The organism is Sphingomonas sp. DMC6, assembly GCF_056314225.1.
On record NZ_JBQUYT010000006.1, the window covers coordinates 29,399 to 48,176 of the forward strand.

The 18,778-nt window shown below is 66.0% G+C and carries 22 protein-coding genes and 1 pseudogene; 11 read left to right on the forward strand and 12 right to left on the reverse strand.

All coding sequences use genetic code 11. The annotated features are described in order from the left end of the window. Positions 1 to 146 precede the first annotated feature (146 nt). Together ACT53M_RS14555 and ACT53M_RS14560 are read left to right on the forward strand one after the other, a co-directional pair. Positions 147 to 803 (forward strand): SOS response-associated peptidase family protein, encoded by a 657-nt coding sequence (locus tag ACT53M_RS14555; RefSeq protein ID WP_476234225.1) that lies wholly within the window; start codon positions 147 to 149, stop codon positions 801 to 803. 56 nt (positions 804 to 859) lie between these two features. Then, positions 860 to 1,504 (forward strand): SOS response-associated peptidase, encoded by a 645-nt coding sequence (locus tag ACT53M_RS14560; protein WP_476234226.1) that lies wholly within the window; start codon positions 860 to 862, stop codon positions 1,502 to 1,504. Here the strand turns inward: ACT53M_RS14560 and ACT53M_RS14565 are convergent. The 3 genes from ACT53M_RS14565 to ACT53M_RS14575 are packed head-to-tail and all read right to left on the reverse strand — an operon-like array spanning position 1,501 to position 2,531. After that, positions 1,501 to 1,815 (reverse strand): hypothetical protein, encoded by a 315-nt coding sequence (locus ACT53M_RS14565; protein WP_476234227.1) that lies wholly within the window; start codon positions 1,813 to 1,815, stop codon positions 1,501 to 1,503. The genes ACT53M_RS14560 and ACT53M_RS14565 overlap by 4 nt on opposite strands. 1 nt (position 1,816) lies before the next feature. Beyond that, the gene (locus tag ACT53M_RS14570) at positions 1,817 to 2,275 is read right to left on the reverse strand and encodes a hypothetical protein (RefSeq protein WP_476234228.1); all 459 of its coding nucleotides are present in this window, start codon (positions 2,273 to 2,275) and stop codon (positions 1,817 to 1,819) included. Between the two features lie 10 nt (positions 2,276 to 2,285). After that, positions 2,286 to 2,531 carry a hypothetical protein gene (locus ACT53M_RS14575; protein WP_409530244.1) on the reverse strand — a complete coding sequence of 82 codons (246 nt, stop codon included), beginning with the start codon at positions 2,529 to 2,531 and terminating at the stop codon, positions 2,286 to 2,288. 279 nt (positions 2,532 to 2,810) lie between these two features. Here ACT53M_RS14575 and ACT53M_RS14580 point away from each other — a divergent pair, with 279 nt between their 5' ends. The 3 genes from ACT53M_RS14580 (at position 2,811) to ACT53M_RS14590 (ending at position 5,091) form a co-directional block, all read left to right on the forward strand. Next, positions 2,811 to 3,026: a helix-turn-helix transcriptional regulator gene (locus ACT53M_RS14580; protein ID WP_116468752.1), complete on the forward strand. Its 216-nt coding sequence runs from the start codon at positions 2,811 to 2,813 to the stop codon at positions 3,024 to 3,026. A gap of 410 nt (positions 3,027 to 3,436) precedes the next feature. After that, positions 3,437 to 3,682, forward strand: coding sequence for a hypothetical protein (locus ACT53M_RS14585; protein ID WP_476234230.1), 246 nt, complete (start codon positions 3,437 to 3,439; stop codon positions 3,680 to 3,682). Between the two features lie 116 nt (positions 3,683 to 3,798). Next, complete coding sequence (locus tag ACT53M_RS14590) at positions 3,799 to 5,091, forward strand: cation:proton antiporter (protein ID WP_476234232.1); 1,293 nt, start codon at positions 3,799 to 3,801, stop codon at positions 5,089 to 5,091. 32 nt (positions 5,092 to 5,123) lie between these two features. Here the strand turns inward: ACT53M_RS14590 and ACT53M_RS14595 are convergent, their stop codons facing one another. Both ACT53M_RS14595 and ACT53M_RS14600 read right to left on the reverse strand, forming a co-directional pair. Next, a complete protein-coding gene (locus tag ACT53M_RS14595) occupies positions 5,124 to 5,447 on the reverse strand; it encodes a hypothetical protein (RefSeq protein WP_476234233.1) in 324 nt (107 codons plus the stop codon). Continuing rightward, on the reverse strand, positions 5,447 to 5,650 hold the full coding sequence (locus tag ACT53M_RS14600) for a hypothetical protein (protein ID WP_476234234.1): 204 nt from the start codon (positions 5,648 to 5,650) through the stop codon (positions 5,447 to 5,449). The genes ACT53M_RS14595 and ACT53M_RS14600 overlap by 1 nt, the downstream gene beginning before the upstream one ends. Between ACT53M_RS14600 and ACT53M_RS14605 the strand changes: the two genes are divergently transcribed. Beyond that, positions 5,649 to 5,813, forward strand: a complete 165-nt coding sequence (locus ACT53M_RS14605) for a hypothetical protein (protein ID WP_476234236.1) — start codon at positions 5,649 to 5,651, stop codon at positions 5,811 to 5,813. The genes ACT53M_RS14600 and ACT53M_RS14605 overlap by 2 nt on opposite strands. Before the next feature lie 340 nt (positions 5,814 to 6,153). On the opposite strand, the gene ACT53M_RS14610 is transcribed toward ACT53M_RS14605, so the two are convergent. The 4 genes from ACT53M_RS14610 to ACT53M_RS14625 form a co-directional block, all read right to left on the reverse strand. Beyond that, positions 6,154 to 6,681, reverse strand: a complete 528-nt coding sequence (locus ACT53M_RS14610; protein ID WP_476234238.1) for a hypothetical protein — start codon at positions 6,679 to 6,681, stop codon at positions 6,154 to 6,156. Between the two features lies 1 nt (position 6,682). Then, positions 6,683 to 7,570: a transglutaminase family protein gene (locus ACT53M_RS14615; protein WP_476234240.1), complete on the reverse strand. Its 888-nt coding sequence runs from the start codon at positions 7,568 to 7,570 to the stop codon at positions 6,683 to 6,685. A gap of 9 nt (positions 7,571 to 7,579) precedes the next feature. Next, positions 7,580 to 7,861, reverse strand: a complete 282-nt coding sequence (locus ACT53M_RS14620) for a hypothetical protein (protein ID WP_139810157.1) — start codon at positions 7,859 to 7,861, stop codon at positions 7,580 to 7,582. A 133-nt stretch (positions 7,862 to 7,994) separates the two neighbouring features. Then, a complete protein-coding gene (locus tag ACT53M_RS14625) occupies positions 7,995 to 8,243 on the reverse strand; it encodes a hypothetical protein (RefSeq protein WP_476227099.1) in 249 nt (82 codons plus the stop codon). A 578-nt stretch (positions 8,244 to 8,821) separates the two neighbouring features. Here ACT53M_RS14625 and ACT53M_RS14630 point away from each other — a divergent pair. Both ACT53M_RS14630 and ACT53M_RS14635 read left to right on the forward strand, forming a co-directional pair. Beyond that, positions 8,822 to 9,004 carry a hypothetical protein gene (locus ACT53M_RS14630; RefSeq protein ID WP_476229059.1) on the forward strand — a complete coding sequence of 61 codons (183 nt, stop codon included), beginning with the start codon at positions 8,822 to 8,824 and terminating at the stop codon, positions 9,002 to 9,004. Positions 9,005 to 9,139: 135 nt separating this feature from the next. Next, the gene (locus ACT53M_RS14635) at positions 9,140 to 10,291 is read left to right on the forward strand and encodes an extracellular catalytic domain type 1 short-chain-length polyhydroxyalkanoate depolymerase (protein ID WP_476234242.1); all 1,152 of its coding nucleotides are present in this window, start codon (positions 9,140 to 9,142) and stop codon (positions 10,289 to 10,291) included. A 621-nt stretch (positions 10,292 to 10,912) separates the two neighbouring features. Here ACT53M_RS14635 and ACT53M_RS14640 read toward each other — a convergent pair. Next, positions 10,913 to 11,581, reverse strand: coding sequence for a serine hydrolase (locus ACT53M_RS14640; RefSeq protein WP_476234244.1), 669 nt, complete (start codon positions 11,579 to 11,581; stop codon positions 10,913 to 10,915). 276 nt (positions 11,582 to 11,857) lie between these two features. On the opposite strand from ACT53M_RS14640, the gene ACT53M_RS14645 reads away from it, so the two are divergent. The 3 genes from ACT53M_RS14645 to ACT53M_RS14655 all read left to right on the forward strand — a co-directional run bounded on the left by ACT53M_RS14645 (position 11,858) and on the right by ACT53M_RS14655 (position 17,079). Then, entirely contained in the window at positions 11,858 to 12,493 is a 636-nt protein-coding gene (locus tag ACT53M_RS14645) for a 3-hydroxyacyl-CoA dehydrogenase family protein (protein WP_476234506.1), read from the forward strand. 425 nt (positions 12,494 to 12,918) lie between these two features. Further along, on the forward strand, positions 12,919 to 15,414 hold the full coding sequence (locus tag ACT53M_RS14650; protein ID WP_476234246.1) for an alpha/beta hydrolase fold domain-containing protein: 2,496 nt from the start codon (positions 12,919 to 12,921) through the stop codon (positions 15,412 to 15,414). A gap of 42 nt (positions 15,415 to 15,456) precedes the next feature. Further along, complete coding sequence (locus tag ACT53M_RS14655) at positions 15,457 to 17,079, forward strand: GMC family oxidoreductase (protein ID WP_476234248.1); 1,623 nt, start codon at positions 15,457 to 15,459, stop codon at positions 17,077 to 17,079. Here ACT53M_RS14655 and ACT53M_RS14660 read toward each other — a convergent pair. Together ACT53M_RS14660 and ACT53M_RS14665 are read right to left on the reverse strand one after the other, a co-directional pair. Further along, on the reverse strand, positions 17,056 to 18,099 hold the full coding sequence (locus ACT53M_RS14660; RefSeq protein ID WP_476234251.1) for an AraC family transcriptional regulator: 1,044 nt from the start codon (positions 18,097 to 18,099) through the stop codon (positions 17,056 to 17,058). The two genes, ACT53M_RS14655 and ACT53M_RS14660, sit on opposite strands and share 24 nt — an antisense overlap. A gap of 312 nt (positions 18,100 to 18,411) precedes the next feature. Beyond that, positions 18,412 to 18,753 (reverse strand): annotated as a pseudogene (locus ACT53M_RS14665) (integrase core domain-containing protein); the annotation flags it as partial. Between the last annotated feature and the right edge of the window lie 25 nt (positions 18,754 to 18,778).

Sequence of the window (18,778 nt, forward strand, 5' to 3'; positions counted from 1 at the left end):
GGCACTGGAGCGATTGACGCAGCCGACGGCGAACTACGGGGTCGCGACATGAAAAAAGTTTGCGGGGCCGTAGCAGCGCTGGGTTCCGCGATTTGCCAGCAACCCTTGTCCCGTCGCCGGGTAGCGCTAGGCTCCCGCGCCGAACCATGTCGCGCCTTCACAGCCTCCGTGCCACGATCGACGATGTCGCCCGCTTCCTGGACGCGGAGTACGTCGGACAGATCTCCCTTCCGCCCGACGTCACCGAGGGCCGCCAGGGGCTGGTGATGTTCGAGGCCGGTGGGCGTCGACGGCTGCGGATGATGCGCTGGGGCTTCCCCCGCCGGATCCGCGACACGCAGTTGCAGCGGAACGAGCCCGAGATCATCGGCCTGGTAGCGGATCTCACCAATCCGCTCTGGGAGCAGACCGTCGTTGATCCGCGCTACCGCTGCATCATCCCGATCACCCATTTCGGCAACCCGGACGGCGACGAAGGCGCCAAGACACGGACATGGTTCTCGGTCCGCGACCAGCCGATCCTGGCCTGGGCGGGCTTCTGCCGGAACTTCCCCGAGGTGGGCCCCTCCTATGCGGGCATGACCATGGAGGCGAACGCGGCCATTCCGCCGACCAATGACCGCATGCCGGTACTGCTCGAGCCGCACGAGCACGCGCGCTGGCTGCACGGCTCGATCCAGGACGTGATCGTCTTCCAGTTTCGCGCGCCGATCGCCGCCGAGCGGATGGCCGTCCTGCGCACCGAAGATCCCTGGCGCGGCGGCGGCCCGCCGCCCGATGGCACGCAGTTGGACCTGCTCTAGCCGCGAACCATGGGCTGCGCGTTGCAGCACGCTCGCCTTCGACCTAGGCTGCCGCCATGTGCAACCTTTACCAGCTTCGGAAGAGTGCGGCCGAAGTCGCCGCGCATTTCGGCATCGATAATCCGGTGCAGTCCAATGCGGGCGAGGAAGTCTATCCCGGCTATCCCGGCATGGTGGTGCGCGAGGAAGCGGGCGCGCGCGTGCTGCAGTCGATGGTCTGGGGCTTTCCGCTCCGGCTCAAGAGGATGAGCCCGAGTGCCAAGCCGAAGCCGGTCAACAATATCGCCGATCTCACCAAGCCGATGTGGGTCGGGCTGGCACGTAAGCCCGAGTGGCGCTGTCTCATCCCGCTGACCGGCTTTGCCGAAGCGGAGGGCGCCAAGGGAGCGAAGACTCGAACCTGGTTCAGCGTCAAGGATGCGCCGATCTTCGCCTGGGCGGGACTGTGGCGGGACACCGCCGAATGGGGGCGGGTCTATTCCGGCGTGATGACCGACTGCAACGAGGCAATACGCCCGGTGCATGACCGCATGCCGGTGCTGCTCCACCGTGACGACCATGATCGTTGGCTGCGCGGCAGCTTCGACGACATTCTAGGCTTCCAGGCGCGCTGCTTTCCCGATGACCTGATCTTCATGGAGCGGACCAGCGAGCCCTGGGTGAACCGCAAGGGCGCCGTCGAACAGGCGGCCCTGTTCTAGGCGTGAAACCGGCTGACCGCCCGCCGCCACTCGACGTCGCTCGGAAGCGGCAGGCTGGTGATCGTCGGCGGATCGCGGGTCAGGCTGATCGTCGTGCCGCGCTGCCCGCACCGCGAGCATCGGAGGCGAGCCCCCACCTCGGTGAGCGGGCTAGGCCATTGCCTGCGCTCGAACAGCCGCCAGAGCGCCGCCGCGTGAAAGACACCGATGTGTCCACACTCCGCACAGGCTGCCCGGACCGAACGGTGGAACGCCGCAGCCTCGAACAGCGTCCGCGGCACCTGCCCGCCGTCAGCGTCATAGCGTGCCATGTCAGCCCACCAAGCGCAGGCGCGGACCTGCAGCGGCGGGCGCAGGATGCAGGCCGAGCGCAGGCACCTGGTCCTGTGGCACCACCCGGATTAGGCAGTCCGGCCAGGCGGGGAACATCGCGCGCACCTTGGCGGAGAGGAGCGTCGCCGCGGGTGCATCCATCAGCAGCGTCGCGTCATAGCCGCACCACAGCTCCGGCGGGATACGGCCCAGGCGGTACTTGCCGGCGACCACCAGCACGGCGGGAGGATGAAGCTCGCGCCTCCTAGCAATGAAGCGCGCCAGGCACAGCGGTCGCTGCGCCGCCTTCCAGGTCTCGAACTCCGCAGCGGAGTTGACCTGCCCCAGGCGATGCCCCTCGACCCTACCCACATGGATCAGCCATCCCCCATAGGAGAAGGTTTCGAGCTCGATCGGCCAGCGATGCGCCAGCCAGTTGGTCCGTTCGATCGCATCCATCGCGCGGGCGTCAGGCGTGCACCTGCTCGGCGAACAGGCTGGGTTGCACCGCGCGATCGTGCAGCGCCCGGCGCGCCTGCAGCGCCGCGCCGACGGCCTGGCGATAGTGGATGGTCCTGAATCGCTCCGCCTCGTCGAAGCCGAACGGCGCCCATTCCTCGCTCGGATAGCAGGCGTCGTAGATCGCACGCGCAGCAGCGCGCAACTGGAGGTCGTGCTCCATGCCGAAGCTCCCAATGATGTCGAATCGCTGCATCGGCAGCGGATCGCCAGCTAGAACAAAGTGGGAACGAAGAGCAAGAACGCAAAGTCTCTGACTTGTGCCATGCAGGCTCAGGTGCGCTGCAACCTCGGCGGCGACACCCTGGTGCAGACGGACCGCTCGCACAACCGTCGATTCTCAGTCGATGTACATGCCAGCCTGCACCGAACAGTGCCATTTCAGCCCCAGACGAACCCTTCTGCCGACAAGCCGTTCGGGTCCATCTTGCGTCGAAATCCTCCACCAACCCCCGAACCATGCAAGGTGATAGCAATGCACTCCAACGCAACGGACCGCATCCTGCGGCTCAAGGCCGTCCTCGCTCTAACAGGCCTCACCCGTTCCACCCTTTACCGGAAGATGGAAGCAGGCACCTTCCCCGCTAGCACGCAGATCAGCACCCGCTGTATCGGCTGGCGCGAGTCTGCTGTGACCTGCTGGCTTGATGATCCGATGACATATGAGGCTGCCCCGACCCCGGAGCGATGAGGCAACGATTGACCGGGTGTGGGACAAAACGGTCGTGCCGGAAAGATATGTTCAACGGCAGCTTCAGTCAGGAGCCGGCCATCGCCCTCCTGCAGCATGAAACCGCGCCCATCCTTCAATAACCTACCGTCGTCCACGTTCCACGCCTATAGCGATACGCCCGCGGCCTCGATGGTCAGCCCGAAATGGTTGGCATGCGAATCATGCTTTGCCTGCTTCGCTGGATGTGCCGGTTCCGTACCTGATCGTCAGCCAGCTTAAGCCTGACGCCGCAGCACGGCAGCCGATAGATGCAATCGCATCTATTCATAGCGCTTCGGCGTCCCCATATTCAGTCTATCGCAGCCCCCGCCACGAGCGCCGCTGCGACTGAGAGATGCTACGTGCTCCCGCTCGGCGAGGACACACGCATGACCATCGACCAGAAAAAGACACGCCTGCTCGACCAAGCTGCCCCGCGCCCCTGCGCGCCAGCCGGATCGGATGCGGATGCGCTTGAGGCCGCGCTTGCGGACATGACCAGGGCGTTCTCCAGCGACTTCGTCGCCGGTCGGGTGGGGGAGCGCCATAACACCTATCAGCATCGCACCCGCGTGCTGCGCCAGTTGAGCGGTCAGTTGGCCACGCTGCGCGAACGGGAAGCGGCGGGGCACTGAGGGGGAGAAAGCCTGAGCGTGGAGATGCGCTCCGCCGAACAACGATCAGACATGGCGGTGCCAGCTTCTTTCGCACGCGCCGGCACCCGATCCGCTCGGCGACCGGTTAAGCAACGATGGACCATGCCAGCTTGCTCCCCTCCACCTATATCCTTGTCCTGACCGGGACGGGCCTGTTGGTGGCGCTGGTGGCGTGGCTGCCGCTCGCACTGCGCAAATTGCCGCTATCGCTGCCGATCGTGTGCATGGGCATCGGCGCGACGATCTTCCTTCTGCCCCAGGTAACGCTGCGACCGCTGCCCATGCGGTATCCGGACATCACGGAGCGATTTTCAGAGCTGATCGTCATCATCGCGCTGATGGGCGCCGGTCTCAAGATCGACCGGGTGTTTGGATGGGCGCGCTGGGCGGTCACCTGGCGACTGCTGGCGATCACCATGCCGCTCAGCATCCTTGCGATCGCGGGCATTGCCGGATGGACCCTGGGGCTGCCGCTGGCGACGGCGCTGCTGCTGGGGGCGAGCCTCGCGCCCACCGATCCGGTGCTCGCCTCGGACGTCCAGGTCGGCCCGCCGAAGACCGGGGAAGAGGATGAGGTCCGCTTCGGGCTCACCTCGGAAGCAGGGCTCAACGACGGCGCCGCCTTTCCCTTCGTCCATTTGGCCATCCTGCTCGCGGCCAGCGCCGTGTCGGGCGCGCCGTGGCTCGGCGCGTGGCTGGGCTATCGGGTGGTGTGGGAAATCGGCGGCGGCATTCTCGGCGGATGGCTGGTTGGTCTCGCCTTTGGCTGGCTCACCTTCCACGTGCGCGCCGACTCCAAGCTCGCCAAGACGGGCGACGGTCTGATCGCGCTTTCGGCGACGTTCGTGTCCTACGGCCTGACCGAGATCGTCCATGTCTACGGTTTCCTGGCCGTGTTCGTGACCGCGCTGACCTTCCGCCACACGCATCGCGAGCACGAATTCCACCATGAGATGCACACGATCATCGAGCAGCTCGAGCGGCTGGTGATGATGGCGCTGCTGATCCTGTTCGGTGGCGCGCTCGTCAGCGGCCTGCTGGCGCATGTCGGCTGGGTCGACATTGGCGTTGCGGCGACGATCCTGCTGGTCGTGCGGCCGGTGGCGGGGTGGATCGGGCTGCTCGGCTACCGCGCCGATCGCAGCGAGAAGCTGACGCTGGCCTTTTTCGGCATCCGCGGCGTGGGGACGATCTATTACCTGGCCTATGGCATGAACCATATGACGGTGGTGGAGGCCGAGCGGCTATGGGGCATCGTCGGGCTGGTAGTGCTATTCTCGATCCTGCTGCACGGGCTGACGGTGACGCCGATTATGCGGTCCCTGGATCGTCAGCAGGGGCGGGATCCGGACACAGGCCGAGCCCCTGCTGCCCGCATCGCCGGGTAAGCCACGTCATGCGCCCAAACCACAATCCGAAGTCAATCGTCCGAGCCAGCACCGTTGCGGAAAGCCACGACCGCAAGCGCAACCGGCGCCGATTCCCGATTTGCAAAGCCGCGGTCCGGGTTTTCACTCAAACTGCGGTCATCGAACGGCGAAGTGGCCCGGCCGAGGTTTGCCTCGCCTCGGCGGCGACGGGTCTCGCGGTCTCGGGCCTCGCGCTTCTCCGCGGCCAGGGCTTCCTTCTCCCAGGCGGCAGCCGCGACGAAAGCGATGTCGCGTACATTGGGCAGCGATGCGTTCGCGGCCAGCTGGCGCTGACGCGCTTCCTGCGCGCGGCAGGTGATGGCGGTAGGCTGCATCAGATGGAGTCCTCGGACGTGGGATTGGAAGCGGCGGCGCGTTCCGCGCGACGGGCGGCGGCCAGCGCATCCTTGAAGCTGGAGTAGCGATAGCCACCCCAATGGAAGACGTGAGCGGGAACGCGCGCGATTCCATAGCCGGCCATCAGCCGATGCTCTTCCACGGTTGCTGCGTCGGGCGCGGGATCGGCGGATGGGGACATGCAAGGATTCCTTCTGGAGGCAGGCTTCGGAGGAAAGTCAGACGCGCCTTCGGCCGCCGCTGGTCCGCGTGACGGCGCCATCGAGGAGACGATCGCGGTAGAGACGGCGCATGCGCTCGGCATCCTCTACGCGGGCAAAGACGACGTGCGTGCCGCTCGGTGATATCGGCTCGATGGCGCTAATCCGCGCCTGCTGCTGCGCGCAGGTCGCGAGTACCTGTTGCACGGCCGCGTCGATGTTGACGACGCGCGACATTCACGCGGACTTTGGACTGGGTGGCCCTGCGGGATCGTGCCGGGGGGCGAAGATCGACAGGACCGGCCGGCGGCGCACACTGCCATCGACAAACGGAACGACGTTCGGGGACCGCGGAACGAGGGAGAAAGAAGACATGGGGCTGCTCCTTGGAGAAGAGCGGGAGCAGGATTCTCTCTCAGCCGCGGCCTTGCTCAGGCAGGGCGAACCGCGATGCTATCAAGATGGGGACTCCACCGCGTATTTACTAGAGCGGCCGCACGAGATCGTCGGCAAGCCTGTGGTAGAATTGGCCGACACCCTGCAGGTCCATCGGTACAACGACGAGCATCATGCCCGGATCGGGCACCGGTGGCGTGCCAGCCCTGCCTAGGCCGGTCCAGCACGCCGCCGCCATCGCGCGGCTGCGCAGGATACCGTCACAGTGGAACAGGCAGGCGCGCGTGCTGCCTAGCGCCAGCAGACGCGCGTAATCGTCGCCGCCTCGCCCCAGCGCCGCGTGCAGCGCGCGCAACTTGTTGGCGCCGTTCCGCTGGGCGGGCGCAGTACCAAGGCCATGGGCGTGCGCGAACGCGTCGAGCAGATGGTGGAGGAACCGATCCAGTTCGCGCAGGCCGTTGCCGATCCATTTCGACCGGTGCTGATGACTGATCGGCACGACGCTCTCCGGCCGCGTCGCGGCTTGCCCCATGGGGCCGGCGACGAAGCGCGCGCCCCGGCACAACGTCCGATAGGCGCGATCGAGTTCGGCGGCGCGTCCGTTCGGGTCGGGCATCTCAGAGGGCGAAAGCGTCGAAGGCACCGGAGGGCGTGCTGCTCGTCTCGACCGTCACGTCGACCTGCATGTCGAGAAAGTCCTCGGGCGCGCCGAGATAACTGCCCCGCACAGGGTGAATCTGCGCGATATTGCCTGCGACTGCCACCGGGATGAGGCCTGCCCCGCCCATGCGGCCATGGGTGGGATCGAAAGGGATCCAGCCGGCACAGGGCAAATATACTTCGGCCCAGGCATGGGTGGTGCCGTGCTGGTCACCCGGCAGGTCGGGCTGGAGATAGCCAGACACCGCATGCGCGCCAAAGCCGAGGTGGCGCACCGCCTCGATGAACAGCGTCGCGAAGTCGCGGCACGATCCGCTGCCCCGGTCGAGTGTCTCTTCCGGCGTCTGGGTGCCCTCTTCCTCCCGCACCCGATAGGCGAGGCTGGTGGCGATGGCGGTGTTGATCGTCTTGAGCAGCGTCAGCGTATCGGTCGGCCCGGTGCCGCGGAACTGCGCCACCCATGCGCCCACCCGGCTCGCCGCCTGCGGATATTGGGGCAGCCGCATCCCACCCAGATCGGCGATGTCCGCATCGGAATAGGCAAAGGGAAATTGGTGCGCGGACGGCGCGATGCTGAAAACCGGCCATGCCGCGGCGGAATGATCCACCACCATCCGGCTGTCGATCGTCAGCGTCTGGGTCGCCTCCGCGAAGCTTGCCGTCGCGATCAGGTTGCCGAACACGTCCTGCGTCCAGTCGATCGCGGCCGGCGGCACGCAGCCGAGCTCGGTCGTGCGCAGCCGGAGGTCATGCTGGCCGCGTGGGCACAGCATCATCCGGTGGGGCTGCAGCCAGACCGGCCGCGCATAGCGGTAGCTGGTGCGGTGACGGATGGTCAGCAGCACGGCAGCGATTCAACGGCGCTCGGCGCGGGCGGTGATCGCCTGCTCCACCGCCTCGCAGCCGACCGGGCTGGCGACGGCAAGGTCGAGCGGCCGCCCGCCCAGCGCCTCGTCATGGCTGTTGAGAAAGGCGATCGCGGCATCGCCACCGAGCAGGTTCCAGGCGAGCAGCGCGACACGGCTCTGCCGCTCGAGACTGTCCGGTGAGGGGCGCGGCATCCCGAACGTGCTGCGGAACTGCTTGCGTGCCGGCGCGCGCGTGGCAGTCGGTTCGTTCGTCGTCGGAGCGGACATCGGCATTCCTTTTTGTCGCGAAGCGCGGGAGAAAGGGGCGCGAAAGCGCAGGCCAGCGCATCGGATCTGCGTTCAAGGCAGCAGAGGATCGAAGGCGGCTGCACGGACCGAGCCTTTCGACTCGCGAAGAAGATCAGCCCTTTTTGGGCAATTGCGCCTGCGGCGTTCCCTTGAGCGAGGGATTGGAAGCATTCTGCTTCGGCGGCTCCGGTTTTTTCGGCTTGCGTGCCTCGCGGTTGCCGCGCTGCTGTCCTTTGGCCATGTCGTACTCTCCTTGGTTTTGGGGTCGGATGGGCCCCGCGTGCAGATGATGGTCCGTTCGGGAAGCGCGATAGAAGCGGACGAGCTCAGCCCAGGCGGCCGGCGCTGCGGTATCGGCCACGCGCGGCCCTCTGCTTGGCGCAGGACTTAGGGCACGCTAGTTTGAAGGGTCTTATGAGCCGCATGTCGGAAATCGAAGGCATGAGAGCGTTCCGCGTCAGAGCGGGAGCATCGATCGCTCTCGGTCGCGGCCAGGCTCGGGAAGGACGGCGCGATGAGCCCTATATGGGAACGTCGGGACGCGTGGGCTACCCCCAATCGTACGGAAGCCGAAATAGTTTGTGGTGCGCTTGTGATTCAATCGCCAAGACACGACATCGCGTGTGCGATCCTGAAGCTGATGCATCAGCCCTTGTACCGCGGATAGGGCGACAAGGATGACAAGCTGATGTTCCTCGACGATCGCGACGCACAGCCCGGCCAAGAGACAGCCTTGCCGTGGAACACGCAGCCATCCAATCTGGGTTCGGCCGAATGCCGTTGGTGCTGGCGTTTCATCTACGCACCTGCGATTCCATGTTCGATCGAGGTTCTTCCAGGGCTCGCGGAAATCGCGATTTCTTCGGGGCTTGGTGCCCGATGCAAGTGGGAGCTTGCGACCCGCGTACAAGATGACAGAGTCCCCTCGAAGGTCAGCCGATGACGGACACGCACCAGCGCTGGACCCAGACCAACATCAACGATTTGAGAAGCGGCATCACCGCCGGCATCGGCATCGAAGCCATAGCTGACGATTTAGGCAGGACGGTGGAAGACACGCGGGCGATGGCATTGCGGCTGCGCCTTCGTGTGACCCCGGAGCGGCCATTCTCCAGCATCTAAGCATCTTGGCACGCGCGTAAATAGATCACGCCCGCCCTTGCATCCGCGCCGCGCCGCCCGACATTGTGCGGTGCAGCATTCCAACCAGGATCGGCTGCGTGTCAGGGCTTCCGCCGTGGCCAGGAGAAAAGCCGCATGCGTAACCTGAACGACACTTTGAATCGCCTTTCCCGCTTCCGCGACAGTGCCTTGGTCGGCGGAACCGCCACCGCGACAGAAGATCGGCTCTCCGAGCTGGTGGCGTTCGGCTCGAACCCGGGCGCGCTCCGAGGGCGCTTCTACCTGCCTCGATCGGGGCAAGCACCATCGGCATTGGTCGTCGTGCTGCATGGCTGCACGCAGGATGCCGCCGCCTATGATCACGGTTCGGGCTGGTCCCGTCTCGCCGACGAAGAGGGCTTTGCGCTGCTCTATCCTGAGCAGCAGCGCGGCAACAACCCCAACCTCTGCTTCAACTGGTTCAACGCGGGTGATACCCGACGCGGCGACGGCGAGGCGCTTTCTATCCGCCAGATGGTCGCGACGATGGTGGCAGAGCATGCGATCGATCCGGCCCGCATCTTCGTGACCGGACTGTCGGCGGGCGGCGCGATGGCGTCGGTGATGCTCGCCACCTATCCCGACGTTTTTGCCGGTGGGGCCATTATCGCAGGTCTCCCCTACGGCACCGCATCCTCGATTCCCGAAGCGTTTGATCGCATGCGGGCGCACGGCGGGCCTCCGGCGGCGGCGCTCGGCACACTCGTGACTGCGGCATCTCCACACCAGGGGCCATGGCCAAGAATCTCGATTTGGCACGGCGATCGCGACGCGACGGTGAGCCATGCCAATTCTGCCCTGATTGTCGAACAATGGCGCAGCATCCACGGCGTTGCACCCGAGCCCACCGTTGTCGAGCAGATCGACGGTCATCTCCGCCGCGCCTGGCGTGACGCGCATGGGCGTGCGGTGATCGAGGAATATCGGATCGACGGTCTTGGTCACGGCACACCGCTGAGCACCACGGGTGCGAATGCTTGCGGCAATGCTGGGGCTTACATGCTGGAGGCCGGTATTTCCTCGACGCGCCGGATCGCCGGTTTTTGGGGTTTGGCGGCGACCAAGTCAGGAAATCAGGCCAATCCGGCCCCTTCACAGCCGTTCTCGGCGCCACAACTGCCGAGAAAGGCCGCACCGGTCATTCATTCCGAAGCACCGCCCCAGCCTCAGCCTCAGCCTCAGCCCGCCTCTAACGGCGTTGGACGGGTGATAGAAGATGCTCTGCGCGCTGCCGGACTGATGCGCTGAAGCAGATCACTGCCACGCGGCCCGATCTGTCGTACCGCAACCGTCTTAGTCAGTTAGTCCAATAGCGACAGTAGGATCGCTGCCAGCTCATCCTTGCGAAACGGCTTGGTCAATCTCGGTCGATCAGCATCCACGCCTTCCAGTTCCGCATAGCCGGATACCAGCACACCGGCAGTTCCGGTCGGATCTGCTGTACGTGGCGTGCGAGCTCAGTTCCGTCATTCCCGGCATGAGGTGGTCGGTACGACGACGTCCACCTCTGGCCCCGTTCGAGAACCCGCACGGCTTCCTCGGCAGATCCCGTCTCCACGATGGAGAAGCCCAAATCGGAGAGCATGTCGGTGACCTGCCCCCTGGTCCCGCAGCCATAATGAGAGTCCACCGGTTTGATATCCGTGCTGCACCACGGGCACAAGCGCGCCGGGCGTGACGCCTCCGTCTTGCAGGAACGCTCGGCGCGCTTGCTCCGGTGTTCGGTTTGCTGGCGATCCGCTTCTGGGCGGCCATGGCAGCTTCTGTCAGGTGCTGACGTTCGCCGTGGCCGACCTGAACGACCGAGTCTGGTCAGGATTAGCCGTGCCGATTTGGCCCGATGGCCGTCATCGAACGTGTGCCTTTTCTTCAGACGAGCGTGGAAGCGACCAATCGGCCAATGCCGCCAAACACCTCGTCGAACTGCCCTTCCGTCGGCGCCCCCTCGCGGGTGTACACCGCGATCACGATCGGCGTATCTGACCGAGGCCACGCAACCGCGATGTCGCCGGCCATGTCGCACCCGCTATGCCCGGTCTTGTTGCCGATCCGCCAGCTTGTCGGCAGGCCGCCGCGCAGGCGGGGGTTGGTCTGGTTCCCGATGAGCCAGCGTGTCAGCAGCGCCTTTGACCGGACGGACAAAACCTCTCCGAGGACGATTTTCTGCAAGGTGGCTGCCATCGCCTCTGGGGTCGTCGCGCCCTTTGTCAGGTTGGCCTTGGCGACGGGCCCCCACAGATCCTTCGTGTCCTGGGCTCCATAGCGTATGGCGGCGTTCAGCTTTTCCTCTCCGCGATCAACGCGCGACAGCACGAAGGCCGCCAGGGAGGCTTTGTAGGAGCTGCACATGATGAATCGTTCGTCGGCGCGCCATGCCAGCTTCGCGCCCGTCCTGACGTTGACCGCATAAACGCCGATCCGACCGCCCGTCACCCGCTCATACTGTGCGATCGGGTCGGAAACAGCCGATCGCGCGAGCCCAGGCCAGCAAACCAGCGCGGGCAAACCAAGCGAAAAAACGCGGCGCGTGGGCTTCATGGGAGCAACCTCGTCATAAGCGATGTTGCGAGTTTGACGCAGACGGCCCGAGCCAGCAAAGGACGATATCTCAGTTTTGCCATTAGAAAATTGAGGGATGAATGGCGCGTGCACCCATACCACTGAACGCATTGCGCGCCTTCGAAGCGGCCGCGCGGCATCTGTCCTTCACCCGGGCGGCGGACGAAGTGGTGATGTCCGGCCGCCATCAGTCACCAGATCAAGGCGTTGGAAGATCGGCTGGGTGTAGCCGTTTTTCGTCGATCCAATCGGGGTTTGAAGCTCACCGATGAAGGGCTGGCCCTGGCGCCGACACTGTTCGAGGCCTTTGGCGCCATCGATCGCCTTTTCGAGCGGTTCGAGAATGGCGGCGTGCAGGAAGTATTGACCGTCAGCGCCGTGGGTACGTTCGTCGTCGGGGCGCTGCTCGAACGCTTGCCGGTGTTCAGAGCGATGCATCCGGGCATCGACCTCCGCCTGCTCACCAATAACAACAAGGTCGACTTGGTCGCGGAAGGCCTGGATTATGCGATCCGCTTCGGGGACGGTGCCTGGCACGGCGTCGAGGAACAGCCGGGCTATATTCTCAACTCGCTCCTGGTGCCCTTCCTCAGGGCGGCATGGGAACTGAATCATCTCGGCGTGGCCGATCCCGAGACGGTCGACAAGACATGGATGATCGCGACCGGCGCGCCGGTCGGCCCCTTTGCAATCATGGATGTCGTCGGCCTCACAACGGTCTACAACATCGTCAAGTTGCATGCTGACGCCACCGACAATGCGCAGGAACAGAATTCGGCGCAGGCCCTGAAAGAGCAATTTCTTGACCAGGGCAAGCTCGGCGCGCTGAGCGGACAGGGGTTCTACTGCTATCCCGATCCGGCGTATCTGAAAGCCGAGTTTCTCAAATAGCGCAGCTCAACCTCGCGCCGAGGCATGAATGACGCTGAGGCGAGGTCCCAGACTCGCCGCATACGCGGTGGGTCCGGGGTGGCGCTGCGGAAGTGCGAGACCCGCTCGCTTTGGCCCGTTACATAAACTTTTGTCCTGCACGAGCATGTGCTCCGCGGCGCGTTTGCCGGAATGTCCCTCCCTGTCGTCGACAGAGCGACAGGAGAAGGATGGAGAGGAAAGGTGGGGCATCGTTTCTGGTGGTTTCCCTGCGCGGCGGCGACAATCGTGGTGCCGGCGCAATCTCATGCATCGGGCGGTTTCTACCTCGATGCACAATCGGCAAAAGCCGCAGGTCGGGCCTATTCCGGAGAAGTGGCGGAGCGGGGCGGGAATACCGCACAATCGCGCGATGAACGCCGCAGGCATCGGCGATAGGAGAGGAAATGGCGGACCGGATCGATCGCGTGCACGGTGACAGCGTACACGCAGAAGTTTGCCTGGACGTGCTCATCATCGGCGCGGGCTTTGCCGGGATCGGCATGGCGTACGGGCTGATCGAGCGCGGCACGACCAACTTCATCATCCTGGAAAAGGCGCAGACGGCGGGCGGCGTGTGGCGCGACAATGTCTATCCGGGGGCGGCCTGCGACGTGCCCTCGCATCTCTACTCCTTCTCGTTCGCGCCAAATCCCGACTGGTCGCGGATGTTCGCGCCCCAAGCCGAGATCCATGCCTATCTGGAACGCTGCACCGACGAACTCGGCATACGCGCGCATATCCGCTTCGGTGCCGAAGTCGTGGCGGCGGCGTTCGATGCAGCGCGTGATCGCTGGGCGGTGACGCTCGCCGATGGCCGCACGCTGCACGCGCGGATGGTGGTCAGCGCGGTCGGCCAGTTGAGCCGGCCGGCCATACCCAGGCTGCCTGGCGCGGATACACTGACGATCCCGGCCTTTCATTCCGCTCATTGGGATCATGGATGCACGCTTGCCGGCAAGCGCGTCGGCGTGATCGGCACCGGCGCCTCGGCGATCCAGTTCGTGCCCGCCATTGCTGATCAGGCGGCTCCGCTCACCGTCTTCCAGCGCTCCGCCGCCTATGTGATCCCAAAGGCGGACCGCGCCTATTCGGCGGACGAGAAGCGCCGCTTCGCCGCCAGTCCGGGCCGGATGCGGAGGCACCGGCTGGCGATCTATCTGCGCTACGAGGCGCGCGCACTCGCGTTCACGCGGTTCAAAGCGCTGATGGACGTGTTTGCGGGAAGGCCGTTCCGCGCGCAGCTGCGGCGCCAGGTGTCCGATCCGGCGCTGCGCGCCCAGCTCGTCCCCGATTATCCGATCGGCTGCAAGCGCCTGCTGCTCTCGAACGACTATCTGGCGACGATGGCACGCCCCGATGTGACGCTGGTGACGCAGGGGATCGAGCGGCTGACGCCGGATGGCGTGGTGACGCGCGACGGCCGACATCACGCCTTCGACGTGCTGATCTACGGCACCGGCTTCGCCGCGACCGAATTTCTCAGTCCGATCCGGGTCACCGGGCGCGACGGCCTCGACCTGAACCGCGCCTGGCGCACCGGCGCGTCCGCCTATCTGGGGATCAGCGTACCGGGTTTCCCCAACTTCTTCCTGCTCTACGGCCCAAACACGAATCTCGGGCATAATTCGATCGTCTACATGCTCGAATCGCAGATCATCCACATCCTTCGCTGTTTCGACCGAATGGACGCGATGGGGGCGAGCCGGATCGAAGTGGCCGAGGACGCCTTCACCCGCTACGATGCCAGGGTCCAAGCACGGCTGACGCAGACGGTATGGACCGGATGCCAGAGCTGGTACGTCAACGAAAAGGGTCGCAATACCACCAACTGGCCCGGCTTCACCCTTACCTATCGCCGGCTGACGCGCCGCGCGAGCCTCGACGCCTATCGGTTCAGCCGCCCGGCCGGAGGAGTTGGCCGCCTGGAACTGCCGCCGCAGCGACTAGGCGAGCGGGCGACGGCCGGTCTGCTGCGCGGATTCCTCCGCACCGCATTCCGGCCCTGGATCGGCCCGCCCTTCCCGGCCGCACTCCAGCGCGGGATCGTCAGGCTGCTGTCCCTGGGCATGCCTCGCACCACCGGCGTCCGCCAAGCGCGGGCGGACGCGGGCACGCTGCGGATCGATACCATCGTACCTGACAGCGCGCCCGCGCCGTCCTCGCCGGGTGCGATTCTCTATCTTCACGGCGGCGCCTTCTGCCTGGGTAGCGCCCATACCCACCGCGCCGTCACCAGCCGGTTGGCGCGCGCGGCGGGCCTGCCGGTGTGGGTACCCGCCTATCGTCTGGCGCCGGAACATCCCTATCCCGCCGGCCTGCAAGATGCGCTGGCCTGCTGGCAGGCGATGCGCCGCGCCGGATATCGTGCTGATCAGATCGTGATCGCGGGGGATTCGGCGGGCGGAAGCCTGGCGCTGGCGCTCGCGCTGCTGCTCCGCGATGCGGAGGAAGAAACGGCGGCGGGGCTGGCGCTGCTCTCGCCCCTCGTCGATCTGGGCCTGCGCCGGCTGAAAGCGCAGGCGGGCGATCCGATGCTCCGCCGCGGCTGGCTGCAACAGGCCGCGCGCTGGTATCGGGCGCCTGCGGATGCCCGGGCGCATCTGCCGCTGAAAACGTCGCTCGCCGGCCTGCCGCCCATGTTGGTCCAGGTCGGCGATCAGGAGCTGCTGCTGTCCGATGCGCAGCGGCTGGCCGAGAAGGCGCGGAAGGACGGCGTCCCCTGCCGGTTGGAAATCCACGCCGGGCGCTGGCACGTCTTCCAGCTACAGGCGGCATTTCTAGGCTCGGCCCGGCGGGCGCTGGCCGACGTCGGAGCCTTTGCACAGAGCCGGGTCGCGGCACGCGAGGCGCCGATGGCGCCCGCTGCCGACACCGCGGTACAGCTGACGGCGGAGGCGTAACCCGGGCCCCACACAAAAAGATAAGAACGAAGGAGCGGAAGGATGATCGAAACGGCAGACTATATCGTCGTCGGCGCAGGTCCCGGTGGATGCGCGGTCGCGGCGCGACTGGCGGAAGCGCGGCCCGATCGCACTGTCGCGCTGCTGGAAACCGGCCCGGAACATCCCTCTATCCTGTCCGAAGTACCGATCGGCATCGCCGGGCTCGTCGCGTTTCGCGGTCGGCACAACTACGCCTATCGCACCGAACCCCAGCCAGGTCTGGGCGGACGGCGGGGCTATCAGCCGCGCGGGCGCGGCGTCGGCGGCTCCAGCCTGATCAACGCGATGATCTATGTGCGCGGCCAACCGCAGGATTATGACGGCTGGGCGGCGAGCGGCTGCCCCGGCTGGTCCTGGTCCGACGTGCTGCCCTATTTCAAGCGCGCCGAAGACAATGCGCGCGGGGCCGACGCGCTGCACGGCGCCGGCGGACCGCTGCGTGTCGAGGATCTGCGCGAGGACAATCCCGCCACCCGCGCCTTCGTGGCGGCTGCCGAACAATGCGGCATCCCGTTCAATCCCGATTTCAACGGCCCGGTGCAGGAAGGCGCGGGCCCGTATCAGGTTTTTCAGAAAAGCGGGCGGCGGTTCAGCGCAGCCAAGGCCTATCTGGGCAGCGGGCTGCAGAACCTGATCGTGATCGCCGATGCGCAATGTTCGGCGGTGCTGTTCGAAGGCAAGCGCGCCGTCGGGGTCCGTTTCCGGCGCGGCGGCATTGAGCACCGGCTCGCTGCCCGGCAGGAGGTGGTGCTGGCCGCCGGTGCGTTCGGCACGCCGCAGCTGCTGATGCTGTCGGGCGTGGGCCCGGCAGACCAACTCCGCAAACATGGCATTCCCGTGGTACAGGATGCCCCGGGGGTCGGCGCGAACCTCCAGGATCATGTCGATTACACGATCAGCGTGAAGACCGCCGCACCCGGACTTTTCGGGATCAGCGGCGCCGTGCTGCTCCAGGGGGCCGGCGCGATCGGCGCGTGGCGGCGGGACGGCCGGGGGATGCTGACCACCAACGTCGCCGAAGCCGGCGGGTTCGTGAAGAGCGATCCGGCGCTTGATCGCCCCGATCTCCAGCTCCATTTCTGCCTGGGTATCGTCGACGATCACAACCGCAAGCGGCACCTCGGCCGCGGCTATTCGCTGCACGTCTGCGCGCTGCGTCCGTTCAGTCGCGGCGCGGTACGGCTGGCGAGCGGCGACGTGCGCGACGCGCCGCTGATCGATCCCCGCTTCCTCACCGACATGCGCGATCTCGATACGCTGGTGGCCGGCGCGCGGATCGCCCAGCGCATCCTCGCCGCCCCGGCGCTTGCCGCGCTGGGCGGTACGCCGATCTACGGCACCGGCCGCGACGACGACGACGCCCTTCGCACGCTGATTCGCGACCATGCCGACACCATCTACCATCCGGTCGGCACCTGCCGGATGGGCGAGGATGGCGGGGCGGTGGTCGATCCGCAACTGCGAGTGCGGGGCGTGACCGGGCTGCGCGTTGCCGATGCCTCGATCATGCCCAGCCTGATCAGCGGCAACACCCAAGCGCCGACGGCGATGATCGGCGAAAAGGCGGCCGATCTGATCCTTGGCGCCAATGCTGCGGCGTCAACCGACCGGCTGGTCGCCTGAGGCATGGCGAATGCGGCGGCGAAAGGCGCTGGGTGCCAGCCCCGTCCAGCGCTTGAACGCCTGCGAGAAGCTCGAAAGATCGCTGAACCCCAGTCGTTCGGCGATCGCGCTGATACTGAGGGCGTCGTCGGCGAGCAACGCCTCCGCCATGGCCCGCCGGCCGTTGGCGGAAAGTGTGCGGAACGAGGTGCCCTCGGCGTTGAGCCGACGCTTCAAGGTGCGCTCGCTGACATGGGCAAGTTCGGCGAATGCACGCAGGCTGGTCGGCGCGGCCTCGGCGGCGAGCGCGCGGTAGCGCGACGAAAGCGCTCCGGTCCTGAGGCCGCGCTTCTGCTGCTCCAGCCGCTGGCGGCACAGTCGCTCGGCCATCGCCGCGGTGACGGCATTGGCCTGGGGCAGCGACCGATCGAGGAAAGCGTTCGTGATCACCAGCTGGTTGGCAGAGGCACCGCCTTCGACCCGCGTGCCGAAGATCGCGGGGTCGGCCGATGTCGCGCCCCGCGGCGCGGCTTTCATCGTCACCCGCACCGGCGCCAGATCGGGCTCGATTGCTTCGCGGAGCAGCAACGCCGCGGTCACCATGTCGCGCGCGACCGCAAAGTCGCGCACCGCCTCCGGCAGGTCGGGCTCCACGAACGACAGCACACCGCTAGCACCACGTTCCGCGAAGCCGATCGTGCTGAACGCGTGCGTCAGCGGAAGGAAGCGGAGTGCGCGCTCGATCGCCTCGCGTCCGGTCGCGCTGCTGACCACCGCCAGCCCCCAGACGCCGAAGGTGGCGAAATGAAATTCCAGGCCCACCGCGATTCCCAGCGCCACCGGGTCGCCCAGCGCGTGCACCAGATTGCGCAGCACGCGCAGCTCCTGCACCGCGGCGATCTCCACCTCCGGCGCTTGCAACTGCGCCCGGGTGATGCGGCTCCCTTCCAGCAAGGCATGCAGCGCGAGGCCGCGGCGCGCCGCAAATTCGGCGAGCACCAGAATGCCGGCCGGGCTGCGGGGATAATCCCAGGATTGCATCCGTCCTCCCATGGGCGGCCATATTTTTGGCGACTTGACCCCTTTGGTAAAATACTTGGCCGCTGCTGTCATGGGGCGCGTTATCGGGCGGTGCGGGAACGAAAGCAGCAAACCGCAGGACCGAGAGGAGATTGGCGATGACCGGACCGCAGTGTCCGTCGTCAGAACATTCGGCACACCTTGCGGCGTAAATTAGCGGAGAGAAAGCGTCGGCGACCGCTACGACAACGCTTTGGCCGAGACGATCAATGGCCTTTACAAGGCCGAGGTCATCCACCGTCGCAGATGACGTGCGCCCCTGATTGTTACCAGTCAGAGGTAGAGTCTCGCTCCTTCATGATGGTTGCTTGATGGGATGCCAAGGTGTCCGGGGGCATGCCCCCGGACACCTTGGCCGGCGATCTCGACGGGGGTCTTCCCGCCCAGTTTCGAGTGCGGCCTGACGTGGTTGTAGTCATGCCGCCAGGCGTCGAGCACGAAGCGGGCGTGGGCCAGCGATGTGAACAGCGTCTCGTTGAGGCATTCGTCGCGCAACCGCCCGTTGAAGCTTTCGACGAAGCCGTTCTGCATCGGCTTGCCCGGCGCGATGTAGTGCCATTCGACGCGCCGTTCCTGCGACCAGCGCAGAATGGCCGACGAGGTCAGCTCGGTGCCGTAGCACATTGGGAAGCGCTGGTTC

Bases quoted from the DNA above. Each gene is read 5' to 3' on its own strand.
- ACT53M_RS14575 (WP_409530244.1), bottom strand. From the start codon at position 2,531: ATGCAGCGATTCGACATCATTGGGAGCTTCGGCATGGAGCACGACCTC.
- ACT53M_RS14650 (WP_476234246.1), top strand. From the start codon at position 12,919: ATGGCGGACCGGATCGATCGCGTGCACGGTGACAGCGTACACGCAGAA.
- ACT53M_RS14620 (WP_139810157.1), bottom strand. From the start codon at position 7,861: ATGTCCGCTCCGACGACGAACGAACCGACTGCCACGCGCGCGCCGGCA.
- ACT53M_RS14555 (WP_476234225.1), top strand. From the start codon at position 147: ATGTCGCGCCTTCACAGCCTCCGTGCCACGATCGACGATGTCGCCCGC.
- ACT53M_RS14585 (WP_476234230.1), top strand. From the start codon at position 3,437: ATGACCATCGACCAGAAAAAGACACGCCTGCTCGACCAAGCTGCCCCG.
- ACT53M_RS14560 (WP_476234226.1), top strand. From the start codon at position 860: ATGTGCAACCTTTACCAGCTTCGGAAGAGTGCGGCCGAAGTCGCCGCG.
- ACT53M_RS14570 (WP_476234228.1), bottom strand. From the start codon at position 2,275: ATGGATGCGATCGAACGGACCAACTGGCTGGCGCATCGCTGGCCGATC.
- ACT53M_RS14580 (WP_116468752.1), top strand. From the start codon at position 2,811: ATGCACTCCAACGCAACGGACCGCATCCTGCGGCTCAAGGCCGTCCTC.
- ACT53M_RS14565 (WP_476234227.1), bottom strand. From the start codon at position 1,815: ATGGCACGCTATGACGCTGACGGCGGGCAGGTGCCGCGGACGCTGTTC.
- ACT53M_RS14655 (WP_476234248.1), top strand. From the start codon at position 15,457: ATGATCGAAACGGCAGACTATATCGTCGTCGGCGCAGGTCCCGGTGGA.
- ACT53M_RS14640 (WP_476234244.1), bottom strand. From the start codon at position 11,581: ATGAAGCCCACGCGCCGCGTTTTTTCGCTTGGTTTGCCCGCGCTGGTT.
- ACT53M_RS14630 (WP_476229059.1), top strand. From the start codon at position 8,822: ATGACGGACACGCACCAGCGCTGGACCCAGACCAACATCAACGATTTG.
- ACT53M_RS14590 (WP_476234232.1), top strand. From the start codon at position 3,799: ATGGACCATGCCAGCTTGCTCCCCTCCACCTATATCCTTGTCCTGACC.
- ACT53M_RS14600 (WP_476234234.1), bottom strand. From the start codon at position 5,650: ATGTCCCCATCCGCCGATCCCGCGCCCGACGCAGCAACCGTGGAAGAG.
- ACT53M_RS14660 (WP_476234251.1), bottom strand. From the start codon at position 18,099: ATGCAATCCTGGGATTATCCCCGCAGCCCGGCCGGCATTCTGGTGCTC.
- ACT53M_RS14610 (WP_476234238.1), bottom strand. From the start codon at position 6,681: ATGCCCGACCCGAACGGACGCGCCGCCGAACTCGATCGCGCCTATCGG.
- ACT53M_RS14605 (WP_476234236.1), top strand. From the start codon at position 5,649: ATGCAAGGATTCCTTCTGGAGGCAGGCTTCGGAGGAAAGTCAGACGCG.
- ACT53M_RS14635 (WP_476234242.1), top strand. From the start codon at position 9,140: ATGCGTAACCTGAACGACACTTTGAATCGCCTTTCCCGCTTCCGCGAC.
- ACT53M_RS14595 (WP_476234233.1), bottom strand. From the start codon at position 5,447: ATGCAGCCTACCGCCATCACCTGCCGCGCGCAGGAAGCGCGTCAGCGC.